The sequence below is a fragment of the Azospirillum brasilense genome, assembly GCF_003349955.1.
In the GTDB taxonomy this organism is placed as follows: Bacteria; Pseudomonadota; Alphaproteobacteria; order Azospirillales; family Azospirillaceae; genus Azospirillum; species Azospirillum brasilense_B.
Window position 1 is genome coordinate 1 of record NZ_QLKQ01000130.1, and the last position, 10,493, is coordinate 10,493.

The following is a 10,493-nucleotide window of genomic DNA, read 5'->3' on the forward strand; positions in this document are numbered from 1 at the left end:
CGGCGGCGCGGGGGCCGGCGGGCTCGGTTTGGCCTCGGGGACCGGCGGCTTGGGCGCCGACGGTTTGGGCTCGCCCTTGTCGACGCGCGCGGCCTGGGTCACCTCGCCCATGTCCACGATCTCGATCGGGATGGACTCGGGGATGTCCAGCTTGCGATCGCTGGGCGGCATGCCGAGCACGAACAGCGCGACCAGCGCGACGTGCAGCGTTGCCGAGGCGATCAGGGGTTTGCGCATGGGTCAGCCTTCAACTCGCCGTGGCGTCTCAGCGCTGCGCCGAGCCGCCGACGCGCGGCCCGGTGGCGCCCGGCCCGCTGGGCATCTCGGCGACCAGCCCGACCTTCTTGAAGCCGGCGGCGCTCATGGTGCCCATCACCTCCAGCATCTTGCCGTAGGCGATCTTCGCGTCGCCGCGCACCAGGATGCGGGCGTCTGGGTTGTTGTTGGTGACGGCGATCAGCAGCGGCACCATGTTGGCCGTCTCCACCGCCGTCTCCTGCACATAGACCCGGCCGTCGGACTGGACGGTCACGAACAGCGGGTCCTTCTGCGCCTCCAGCGGGGCGGCGTTGGTCTTCGGCAGATCCACCGGCACGCCGACGGTCAGCAGCGGTGCGGCGACCATGAAGACGATCAGCAGCACCAGCATGACGTCGATGAAGGGCGTCATGTTGATGTCGGCCATCGCACGGTATCCGCGGCGGCGGCCCCGTCCGTGGCCGCCCTTTCCTGCGAGCTGGGCTCCCATGTCAGGCGGCTCCCCGCTCCTCGAGGTGGCGCGACAGGATCGCCGAGAACTCGCCCGAGAAGGTCTCCAGCCGGTCGGCGTAGCGGCCGAGGTCGGTGGTGAACTTGTTGTACGAGATCACGGCGGGAATGGCGGCCACGAGACCCAGCGCCGTGGCGAACAGCGCCTCGGCGATGCCGGGGGCGACGACGGCGAGGCTGGTGTTGCCCGAGGCGGCGATGGAGGTGAAGGAGTTCATGATGCCCCACACCGTGCCGAACAGGCCGATGAAGGGCGCCGTCGAACCGACCGAGGCCAGGAAGGTCATGTAGCGCTCGGCGCGCAGCATCTCGCGCCCGATGGTCACCGACATGACGCGCTCGACCCGCTGCTGCAGCGAGCCCTTCATGGAGCCGATGCCGCGGTCGGCGGCGTGGCGCCACTCGCGCATGCCGGCGGCGAAGGTCGCCGACATCGGGTCGGCCGGGTTCTGGCCGATGCGGTCGTACAGCGCGTCCAGCGAGCCGCCGGACCAGAAGCTCTCCTCGAAGGCGTCCGCCTGCGCGTTCAGGCGGCGGATGCGCATCAGCTTCTCGATGATGATGGCCCAGCACCACACCGAGGCAACCAGCAGCATCAGCATCACGACCTTGACGATCATGTCGGCCTGCCAGAACAGGCCCCACATCGTGATGTCGTGAGCCTTCGCCGCGGCCCCGACCACCTGGGCGGAATTCAGATCCATCGCAGTCAGTCTCGCTTCTGCCTTTTGTACAAATCGATGAGCGCCTCGCGGACCGGCGCCGGAAGGCGCGCGGGACGTCCGGCCCGGTTACCGGCCAAATTGATCATCGCCAGCTGAATCTCCGCCCGCGCGAGGTCACGGCCGTCGCGACGGGCAAGTTGTGCAACTGCGAAGGAGGCACCGCCGGTATCGGTGATTCGCGTCACCACTTCAAGCGTATCCTCGAGCTTTGCGGGAGCGACAAAATCGATCTCCGCCCGTCGTACCGCAAATGACACACCGTCGCTTTCGGCCAGTCCGGCGTTGGTGAATCCGGTCAGCCGCAGCATCTCGGTGCGCGCCCGCTCGAAGAAGCGCAGGTAGTTGGCGTGATAGACCAGACCCCCGGCGTCCGTGTCCTCGTAGTAGACCCGCAGGCGCAGCCTGTGCTGCGCGTTCTCGTCAAACCAGCCCGAGAGATTCGCCGCCCCAAGACCGTCAGGCATCGCCGTCCTCCGGGTCCGGGTTGGCCTCCGACAGCCGGTCCAGCAGGTCGAACTGGCGGGTCGGCGCCGAGGGCGGGTTGAGGCCCAGATAGCGGAAGCCCTGGTCGGTCAACATGCGCCCGCGCGGCGTGCGCTGCAGGAAGCCCTGCTGGATCAGGTAGGGCTCCACCACCTCCTCCAGCACGTCGCGCTGCTCGCCGAGCGCGGCGCCCAGCGTGTCCACGCCCACCGGGCCGCCGTTGTAGTTGTTGGCGATGATGCCGAGATAGCGCCGGTCCATGCTGTCGAGGCCGAGCCGGTCGACCTCCAGCCGGGTCAGGGCGGCGTCGGCGATGCGCGCGTCCACCTCCGCCACGCCGGCCACCGAGGCGAAGTCGCGCACCCGGCGCAGCAGCCGCCCCGACACGCGCGGCGTCCCGCGCGAGCGGTTGGCGATCTCCCGCGCCCCTTCCGGCGTGATGAGCATGTTGAACACGGCCGCGGCGCGGCGGACGATCAGCTCCAGCTCGTCCGGCTCGTAGAATTGCAGCCGCACGGGAATGCCGAACCGCTCGCGCAGGGGGCGCGTGATCAGGCCCGAGCGCGTGGTCGCGCCGACCAGCGTGAAGGGCGGCAGGTCGATCCGGATGGACCGCGCCGACGGGCCTTCGCCGATGATGAGGTCGAGCTGGAAATCCTCCATGGCGGGATAGAGCACCTCTTCCACGGCGGGATTAAGGCGATGAATCTCGTCGATGAAGAGGACGTCGTGCGGCTGCAGGTTGGTCAGCAGAGCGGCGAGGTCGCCGGCCCGCGCGATGACCGGACCGGAGGTCGCGCGGAAGCCCACTCCCAGCTCACGCGAAACGATCTGGGCCAGCGTCGTCTTGCCCAGGCCCGGCGGGCCGAACAGCAGCACATGGTCCAACGCCTCGCCACGCGCGCGGGCGGCTTGGATGAAGATCGACAGGTTCTCGCGCGCCTGCCGCTGGCCTATGAACTCGGCGAGCGAGAGCGGACGGATCGAGGCTTCGCCGGAGTCGCCGGCACCCCGCCCCGGCTGCACCAGCCGGTCGGGATCGGAGCCGTTCTGGTCGGCGGTCATTGGCTGAGTTCCTTAAGGCCATGGCGGATCAGCTCCGACACGCCCGCCCCGTCGCCCAGCTTGCGTCCGGCGGCCACGACGGCGCCGAACGCCTCCGACCGCCCGTAGCCGAGGTTGACGAGGGCCGAGACGGCGTCCGCCATGACCATGTTGTCGGGGCCGCCCGCCGCCGGCGCCGCCTTGCCACCCGCCGCCGGAGCGGCGGCGGCCGAGGCGCCGAGGGTGAGGTTGCCCACCTTGTCCTTCAACTCGTTGACGATGCGCGCGGCCACCTTCGGCCCCACGCCGTCGGCGCGGGTGAGCGCCGTCTTGTCCTGCGCGGCGATGGCGCGGGTGAGCTGGTCCGGGTCGAGCACGCCGAGAATCGACAAAGCGAGGCGCGAGCCGACGCCCTGGATGGTGGTCAGCAGCCGGAACCAGTCGCGCTCGCCGGAATCGGCGAAGCCGTAGAGGGTGATCCGGTCGTCGCGGATGAAGGTCTCGACGACCAGCGCCCGCCGCTCCCCCACCGCCATGCGCGACAGCGTGCGGTTGGAGCAGGCGACCTGATAGCCGACCCCGTTGACGTCCACCACCACCCAGTCGGTCCCGACCGAATCCACGACACCGGTGAGTTTGGCGATCATGGGGAATTCTCCTTGTCCCTCAAACGCTGGAGGGGATCACGGCGCAACACGGTGGTCGCGGAAAGCGCCGTGCGGATGGTTTCGAGAACGCCTTCCAGATTGTCGTTCACGTCGTTGTTCCAGAAGCGCAGCACACGGAAACCGGCCTGTTCCAACATGCGCGTCCGGCGCTCGTCATAGGGCGCCTGATCGGCGTGCTGTCCGCCGTCCAGTTCGATCACCAACCGATGGTCGTGCGCGACGAAATCCACGATGAAGCCGACAATGGGTTCCTGCCGACGGAATTTGGCTCCCATCTGCGCGTTCCGCAAACGTTGCCATATGATCTTTTCCACTTCCGTGGAATCGCGCCGCATCTGAACGGCGCGATTGGTGTGCAAAGGCGCCGGCTTGTCCTTCGCAACCGGCAGCAACACCCCCTCTCCCCTCTGGGGAGAGGGTTGGGGTGAGGGGGGTGTGCGTGTGCCGAACCCACCGCCACGCGCATCCCCCTCACCCGGCCCTACGGGCCACCCTCTCCCCGGAGGGGAGAGGGACACGCCATCGTCCCGCCGCCACATTTGCCAGCTGGCGCGGTGATGCGCGTGGCAGATCGCCACGGCCAGGGCGTCCGCGGCGTCCGGCGTGGTGATGGCGCAGCCGGGAAGCAACAGGCGCACCATGGCCTGGACCTGCGTCTTGTCGGCCCGGCCCTGCCCCACCACGGCCTTCTTCACCATGTTGTTGGCGTATTCCGCCACCGACAGACCCGCCAGCGCCGGGACCAGCAGGGCCACCGCGCGCGCCTGCCCCAGCTTCAGCGTGGAGACCGCGTTGTTGTTGACGAAGGTCTCCTCCACCGCCGCCTCGTCGGGGCGGTAGCGCTCCAGCACCTGGGTCAGCGCGTCGTGGATCTGGCACAGCCGTTCGGCCAGCGGACGGTCGCCGTCGGAATGGACGGCGCCGTCCGCCACATGGGTCAGCCGGTTGCCGGACACGTCGATGACGCCCCAGCCGGTGTGGCGGAGGCCGGGGTCCAGCCCCAACAGGCGTACGGGCGGCTGTTGCGCCGCCCCGTTCCTTCCGGCCTGCCCAAGCACCCCGGTTCCCTCCGCTCCGCGGCCTGAAATCAGGCCGTCAGCTTCTGCATCAGCTCGTCGGAGATGTCGAAGTTGCCTTCGACGGTCTGGACGTCGTCGTTGTCCTCCAGCACGTCCAGCAGCTTCATCAGGCTGGCGGCGGCGTCCTCGGACGGGGCGACGGTGTTCAGCGGCTTCCAGGTCAGGCGCGCGCTCTCCGCACCGCCGAACTTGGCCTCCAGCGCGTCGCGCACGATCGCGAAATTCTCCACCGTGGTGGTGACCTCGTGACCGTTGTCGTCGGACGCCACGTCCTCGGCGCCGGCCTCAAGGGCCACCTCGAACACGGCGTCCGCGGCCGCGGCCGCGGCCGGGTAGTAGATCGCGCCGACGCGGCTGAACATGAAGCTGACCGAGTTCGTCTCGCCCAGCGAGCCGCCGTACTTGGTGAAGGCCGAGCGCACTTCCGACGCCGTGCGGTTGCGGTTGTCGGTCAGCGCCTCGACGATCAGCGCGACGCCGCCGGGGCCGTAGCCCTCGTACCGCACCTCGTCGTAGTTCGCGTCGTCGCCACCGCCGGGCGTGCCCTGCTTGATCGCGCGGTCGATGCGGTCGCGCGGCATGTTCTGCACGCGGGCCGCGGTGATCGCGGCGCGCAGGCGCGGGTTGGCCGCCGGGTCGGGCAGGCCGCCCTTGGCCGCCACGGTGATCTCGCGGGCGAGCTTGTTGAAGATCTTCGACCGCTTGGCGTCCTGCGCGCCTTTGCGGTGCATGATGTTCTTGAATTGGCTATGACCGGCCATGCGTCGAACGAGCCCCAGATGGATTCAAAGAGACAAAGGTCTTGTGAAACAGCTTGGAAAGCGGTGGGACACATGTACCAGCCTTTGTGCGCCACCGCACGCCTTCGGCGCCGGAGACGACACCTACCCATATAGAAAGTCAATATGGCAGTATTGGGGCGCCCCTTTTGCGCCCCGCGAAGCCGGAAGCGGTGGCGCCGCTCAGCCCCGGACCGGCATGGACTGGCTCAGCCGCCCGCCCAGCCGAACCGGCTGGATGCTGGTGGCGAGGCCGGTGCGGTCGTCCGTCTCGACGTAGCAGCCGCAAACGGTGCCCTCGCCCTCCGCCGGGCTCAGCCGCTCGGTCGGCAGCTTGCGGATCAGCTTGGCCATGGCGACCTCCTTCTTCATGCCGATGGCGCTGTCGTAGTCGCCGCACATGCCGGCGTCGGTGAGATAGGCGGTGCCGCCCTTCATCACCACATGGTCCGCCGTCGGGACGTGGCTGTGCGTGCCGACCACCAGCGAGGCGCGGCCGTCGCAGAAATGGCCCATGATCATCTTCTCGCTGGTCGCCTCGCCATGGACGTCAACCAGGATGGCGTCGGCGCCGTTGGGGCCCAGCCGGTGGGCGCGCAGCACCCGGTCCACCGCGGCGAAGGGATCGTCCATCGGGTCCATGAACAGGCGCAGCATCACGTTCATGACCAGCACCTTGCGCCCGCCCCGCGCCTGCAGCAGCACGAAGCCGCGCCCCGGCGTGCCTTCCGGATAGTTCAGCGGACGGATGATGCGCGGCTGCTGGTCGATCGCCGCGACCAGTTCCTTCTGGTCCCAGCTGTGGTTGCCCAGCGTCACCACGTCCACGCCGGCGGCGAAGAACTCCTCGGCGATCTTCACGGTGATGCCGAAGCCGCCGGCGGCGTTCTCGCCGTTGACCACGGTCAGGTCGGGGTCCAACCGGTCGCGCAACATCGGCATGTGCGCGATCACCGCGTCGCGTCCCGACCGCCCCACCACATCACCGAGAAACAAAAGCCGCATCGTCCCCAACCTTCACTGCGTAAAGCGGAGCGTCTCGCGCTCCGTCAGAATCCAATCGAGCCGCTCGTCGTGCGCCCCGCAGGGCACCGCGTCCATCTCCTGCGCGGCGAAGGCCATGCCGACCGCCAGCACCGGGCGAACAGCCCGAAGGGCGTCCAGCGTCCGGTCGTAGTAGCCGGCGCCGTAGCCCAGCCGGTGCCCGCTGCGGTCGAAGGCCAGCATCGGCACCAGCAGCACCGCCGGCACCACCTCGGGCCGGTCGGCGCCCGGTTCCTGGATGCCGTAGCGGCCGGCGGCCAGAGGCTGCGCCGGGTCCCAGTCGCGAAAGGTCAGCGCCTGCCCGCGCGGCCCGGACACCGGAAGCGCGATGGAGCGCCCGTCTGTCTTATGGCCGCCCGTCCTAAGCCCACCCGCCTTAAGATGGAGCAGCAGCGGCCGCACGTCGAGTTCCGAACCGAGCGGCCAGTAGCCGGCGACCGGACCGTCGGGGAGTAACCCCGGCCGGACCAGCTCCTCCAGGAAGCGGTCGCGCAGGGCGTCCGCGGCAAAAGCGCGCATCCGGTCGTCGCTGAGGGAATCGCGCCGGGCGCGCGCCTGGGCTCGGGCGGCGTCCTTGGCCGCGCGCGGGTCGGTCATCGTCGCCTGGAAAGGTCGGAGAATTTCGGGGGAGAGGCGGAAGGTGCCGCCTTGGCCGTTGGCATTGCTTATCCTCCATGACCTGCAGAGCAGGTGGGCGCCGTGTAACCGGACCAGGGTCCGGACAGGGACAGCTCCCGAGAGTCTAAGATTATCGGCCCTGGGGATTATTGCGACCTGACGAACCAGGCAGCGACCTTCCGTTCACTAACTTAAGCGCGCTCGAGCCGCGCGGCAACCTCTTCGATGCGCAAAGCGACATTGTCCACGGCGGCGGCCACTTCGGCCTCGTTGATCGTGGACAGCGGGGCGAGGCCGCGGCCGGCCATCACGTCCTGCATCTCGTCGGCCATGACGATGGCGGTCAGGACGAGCATCTGCGCCTCCGACCCGGATTTTCCGCCGCCGGTCACCTGCTTCAGCTTGGCGTCCACGAAGGCGGCCAGCTCACGCAGGCGGGCCTCCTGGCCGTCCTGGCAGAAGACGCGGTAGGCCCGCCCGTTCACCTCGATGTCCACCTGGGCCATGGCTCAGTTCTCCAAAACCGCTTCGAGACGGCCGATGGCCGCCTCCAGACGCTTCGACACGGTTTCCGCGTTCTCCTGGGCCCGCGCCTGCTCGATGCGGGCCTCGCGCAGGGACTCGCTCAGCTCCTGCTCGCGCTTGGCCACCCGTTCCTCGCGGGCGCACGCGGCATGCTCCAGGCGATCCACGGCCTTGCCGAGGCGGTCGAGCGAGGCTTTCAGGGAATCCATGGGCGGGGAACCTTGACGGACGGATGGACGGCGGGCGGGCAGCAGTTCGCACATGCATAAAATGCCGAGCGCTACAGTTGGGCCGGCCACGCCGCCCCGTCAACCGGAATTACGCCGCAGTTCACGGTGGAAATGGCGCCGTCACAATGCGCCGGAAGCCGGACCGCCATCCCCATTCCCGTGTTGACCTGCGCACACGGGTTCTGCATGGTGCGCGCGTCCTGCGGGAAGCCTTGTTTCCCGCCCAATCGGTGTTGCCCGACGCCATTCGGCCCACACCGCTCGCTGCCCGCCTGCCCACGGGACCATTCTTCAGGAACCCTGCCCGATGTCCGCTGCTTCCGCCGCCACCCCGCCCGCCCCCATCACCACCATGGCGAACGCCATCCGCGCGCTGTCCATGGACGCGGTGGAGGCCGCGAAGTCCGGCCACCCCGGCATGCCGATGGGCATGGCCGACGTGGCCACGGTGCTGTTCACGCGCTTCCTGAAGTTCAACCCGAAGCAGCCGGCCTGGGCCGACCGCGACCGCTTCATCCTGTCGGCCGGCCACGGCTCGATGCTGATCTACTCGCTGGGCTACCTGACCGGCTATGAGCGGATGACCATCGACGAGCTGAAGCGCTTCCGCCAGCTCGGCAGCCTGACGCCGGGCCACCCGGAAGTCGATCCGTCGCTCGGCATCGAGATGACCACCGGCCCGCTCGGCCAGGGCGTCTCCACCGCCGTCGGTTTCGCCCTGGCGGAGCGCATCACCAACGCCCGCTTCGGCGACGACCTGATCAACCACTTCACCTACGTCATCGCCTCGGACGGCGACCTGATGGAGGGCGTCAGCCACGAGGCCTGCTCGCTGGCCGGCCATCTCGGGCTGAACCGCCTGATCGTGCTGTGGGACGACAACCACATCTCCATCGACGGCTCGACCGACCTCAGCTTCACCGACGACACGCCGGCCCGCTTCCGCTCCTACGGCTGGAACACGGCGACCGTCGACGGCCACGATCCGGAGGCCGTCGCCAAGGCCATCGAGGCCGCGCAGACCTCCGACAAGCCGACGCTGATCGCCTGCCGCACCATCATCGGCAAGGGCGCCCCGAACAAGGCCAACACCCACGGCTGCCACGGCTCGCCGCTGGGCGCCGACGAGGTGGCCGCCACCCGTGAGAATCTCGGCTGGCCGCACGAGGCCTTCGTCGTCCCGCAGGACGTGCTGGACGCCTGGCGTGCCGCCGGCACCCGCGCCGACGCCGCCTACGCCGACTGGGCGCAGCGCGTCGCGGCGATGGACCCGTCCGCCCGCAAGGCCTTCGAGGCGGCCATGGACCGCGGCGTTCCCGCCGGTCTGGACGAGCTGATCGCCGCCTTCAAGAAGAAGGTGTCGGAGGACAAGCCGAGCTGGGCGACCCGCGTCGCCTCGGGCAACGTGCTCGACATCCTGGTCCCGGCGGTGCCGGAGATGATCGGCGGCTCCGCCGACCTGACCCCGTCGAACAACACCAAGGCGAAGAACACCGCCGACGTGAAGGGCCGTGGCGAGTTCAATGGCCGCTACGTCCGCTACGGCGTGCGCGAGCACGGCATGGCCACCGTCATGAACGGCATGGCGCTGCACGGCGGCATCATCCCCTACGGCGGCACCTTCATGCAGTTCGCCGATTACTGCCGCCCGTCGATCCGTCTCGCCGCGCTGATGAAGCAGCGTTCGATCTTCGTGATGACCCACGACTCGATCGGCCTCGGCGAGGACGGCCCGACCCACCAGCCGGTGGAGCATCTGGCCGCCCTGCGCGCCATCCCGAACCTGCTGACCCTGCGCCCGGCCGACGCCGTGGAGACCGCGGAGTGCTGGCAGATCGCGCTGGAGCGCGTCAACGGCCCGTCCGTCCTGGCGCTGACCCGCCAGAACGTGCCGACCCTGCGCACCGAACACGCCGCCGAGAACCGTTCCGCCCGCGGCGGCTACGTGATCCTGGAGGCCGAGGGCGAGCGCAAGGTGACTCTGCTCGCCACCGGCTCGGAAGTCTCGCTGGCCGCCGAGGCCCGCAAGGCGCTGCAGGCCGAGGGCATCGGCGCCGCCGTGGTGTCGATCCCGAGCTTCGAGCTGTTCGAGGCGCAGGACGACGCCTACAAGGCGTCCGTTCTGGGCAGCGGCGTCCGCGTCGCGGTCGAGGCGGCCATCCGTCAGGGCTGGGACCGCTGGCTCGGCTATCCGGGCGCCACGGCCACCGCCTTCGTCGGCATGAGCGGCTTCGGCGAGTCGGCTCCCTATCAGGAACTCTACAAGCACTTCGGCATCACCGCCGAGGCCGTGGTCGCCGCGGCGAAGGCTCGCCTGTAAAAGAGCGGGCGTTCGCGGGATCGGGCTCCGGGCCGACGGTCCGGGGCTGACAATTGCCGCCCCGGACCACACATCCGGGGCTGGGAGTTACCGCCCCTGGCCGGATGGCTCGGGGTCGGGGAATGCCAGACTGGAGGAAAAACAATGGCTGTTCGGGTAGCGATCAACGGTTTTGGCCGCATCGGCCGTCTGGTTCTGCGGGCCATCTAC

At 69.2% G+C, this 10,493-nt stretch carries 12 protein-coding genes, 1 other RNA gene and 2 pseudogenes; 1 reads left to right on the forward strand and 14 read right to left on the reverse strand.

Annotated features, from left to right (window positions below):
• The 14 genes and pseudogenes from DXK32_RS30785 to DXK32_RS30845 form a co-directional block, all read right to left on the reverse strand.
• Positions 1–237, reverse strand: a pseudogene (locus DXK32_RS30785) (hypothetical protein); the annotation flags it as partial.
• 28 nt (positions 238–265) lie between these two features.
• On the reverse strand, positions 266–748 hold the full coding sequence (gene tolR, locus DXK32_RS30790; RefSeq protein ID WP_014240514.1) for a protein TolR: 483 nt from the start codon (positions 746–748) through the stop codon (positions 266–268).
• Between the two features lies 1 nt (position 749).
• Positions 750–1,472: a protein TolQ gene (gene tolQ, locus DXK32_RS30795; RefSeq protein WP_114861982.1), complete on the reverse strand. Its 723-nt coding sequence runs from the start codon at positions 1,470–1,472 to the stop codon at positions 750–752.
• Between the two features lie 5 nt (positions 1,473–1,477).
• Entirely contained in the window at positions 1,478–1,957 is a 480-nt protein-coding gene (ybgC, locus tag DXK32_RS30800; RefSeq protein ID WP_114861983.1) for a tol-pal system-associated acyl-CoA thioesterase, read from the reverse strand.
• Positions 1,950–3,041, reverse strand: coding sequence for a Holliday junction branch migration DNA helicase RuvB (gene ruvB, locus DXK32_RS30805; RefSeq protein ID WP_114861984.1), 1,092 nt, complete (start codon positions 3,039–3,041; stop codon positions 1,950–1,952). The genes ybgC and ruvB overlap by 8 nt, the downstream gene beginning before the upstream one ends.
• Entirely contained in the window at positions 3,038–3,667 is a 630-nt protein-coding gene (gene ruvA / locus DXK32_RS30810) for a Holliday junction branch migration protein RuvA (protein WP_114861985.1), read from the reverse strand. Before ruvA ends, ruvB begins: the two co-directional genes overlap by 4 nt.
• Entirely contained in the window at positions 3,664–4,227 is a 564-nt protein-coding gene (locus DXK32_RS33580) for an endonuclease domain-containing protein (RefSeq protein WP_282184615.1), read from the reverse strand. The genes ruvA and DXK32_RS33580 overlap by 4 nt, the downstream gene beginning before the upstream one ends.
• 9 nt (positions 4,228–4,236) lie before the next feature.
• Positions 4,237–4,746, reverse strand: a pseudogene (ruvC, locus tag DXK32_RS33345) (crossover junction endodeoxyribonuclease RuvC); the annotation flags it as partial.
• Positions 4,747–4,775: 29 nt separating this feature from the next.
• Entirely contained in the window at positions 4,776–5,528 is a 753-nt protein-coding gene (locus DXK32_RS30820; protein WP_114861987.1) for a YebC/PmpR family DNA-binding transcriptional regulator, read from the reverse strand.
• Positions 5,529–5,729: 201 nt separating this feature from the next.
• The gene (locus tag DXK32_RS30825) at positions 5,730–6,551 is read right to left on the reverse strand and encodes a TIGR00282 family metallophosphoesterase (protein WP_035673994.1); all 822 of its coding nucleotides are present in this window, start codon (positions 6,549–6,551) and stop codon (positions 5,730–5,732) included.
• 12 nt (positions 6,552–6,563) lie between these two features.
• Positions 6,564–7,187, reverse strand: a complete 624-nt coding sequence (locus tag DXK32_RS30830) for a 5-formyltetrahydrofolate cyclo-ligase (protein ID WP_114861990.1) — start codon at positions 7,185–7,187, stop codon at positions 6,564–6,566.
• Between the two features lie 39 nt (positions 7,188–7,226).
• A non-coding RNA gene (ssrS, locus tag DXK32_RS30835) (6S RNA) lies at positions 7,227–7,386 on the reverse strand.
• Positions 7,387–7,399: 13 nt separating this feature from the next.
• Positions 7,400–7,714, reverse strand: coding sequence for a cell division protein ZapA (locus DXK32_RS30840; protein ID WP_109069617.1), 315 nt, complete (start codon positions 7,712–7,714; stop codon positions 7,400–7,402).
• Positions 7,715–7,717: 3 nt separating this feature from the next.
• Positions 7,718–7,942 (reverse strand): hypothetical protein, encoded by a 225-nt coding sequence (locus tag DXK32_RS30845; RefSeq protein WP_114861988.1) that lies wholly within the window; start codon positions 7,940–7,942, stop codon positions 7,718–7,720.
• Between the two features lie 328 nt (positions 7,943–8,270).
• On the opposite strand from DXK32_RS30845, the gene tkt reads away from it, so the two are divergent.
• Positions 8,271–10,283 carry a transketolase gene (gene tkt, locus DXK32_RS30850; protein WP_114861989.1) on the forward strand — a complete coding sequence of 671 codons (2,013 nt, stop codon included), beginning with the start codon at positions 8,271–8,273 and terminating at the stop codon, positions 10,281–10,283.
• Positions 10,284–10,493 lie beyond the last annotated feature (210 nt).

Bases quoted from the DNA above. Each gene is read 5' to 3' on its own strand.
- DXK32_RS30825 (WP_035673994.1), bottom strand. From the start codon at position 6,551: ATGCGGCTTTTGTTTCTCGGTGATGTGGTGGGGCGGTCGGGACGCGAC.
- DXK32_RS30840 (WP_109069617.1), bottom strand. From the start codon at position 7,714: ATGGCCCAGGTGGACATCGAGGTGAACGGGCGGGCCTACCGCGTCTTC.
- tolR (WP_014240514.1), bottom strand. From the start codon at position 748: ATGGGAGCCCAGCTCGCAGGAAAGGGCGGCCACGGACGGGGCCGCCGC.
- tkt (WP_114861989.1), top strand. From the start codon at position 8,271: ATGTCCGCTGCTTCCGCCGCCACCCCGCCCGCCCCCATCACCACCATG.
- ybgC (WP_114861983.1), bottom strand. From the start codon at position 1,957: ATGCCTGACGGTCTTGGGGCGGCGAATCTCTCGGGCTGGTTTGACGAG.
- ruvA (WP_114861985.1), bottom strand. From the start codon at position 3,667: ATGATCGCCAAACTCACCGGTGTCGTGGATTCGGTCGGGACCGACTGG.
- DXK32_RS30845 (WP_114861988.1), bottom strand. From the start codon at position 7,942: ATGGATTCCCTGAAAGCCTCGCTCGACCGCCTCGGCAAGGCCGTGGAT.
- DXK32_RS30830 (WP_114861990.1), bottom strand. From the start codon at position 7,187: ATGACCGACCCGCGCGCGGCCAAGGACGCCGCCCGAGCCCAGGCGCGC.
- tolQ (WP_114861982.1), bottom strand. From the start codon at position 1,472: ATGGATCTGAATTCCGCCCAGGTGGTCGGGGCCGCGGCGAAGGCTCAC.
- DXK32_RS33580 (WP_282184615.1), bottom strand. From the start codon at position 4,227: ATGTGGCGGCGGGACGATGGCGTGTCCCTCTCCCCTCCGGGGAGAGGG.
- ruvB (WP_114861984.1), bottom strand. From the start codon at position 3,041: ATGACCGCCGACCAGAACGGCTCCGATCCCGACCGGCTGGTGCAGCCG.
- DXK32_RS30820 (WP_114861987.1), bottom strand. From the start codon at position 5,528: ATGGCCGGTCATAGCCAATTCAAGAACATCATGCACCGCAAAGGCGCG.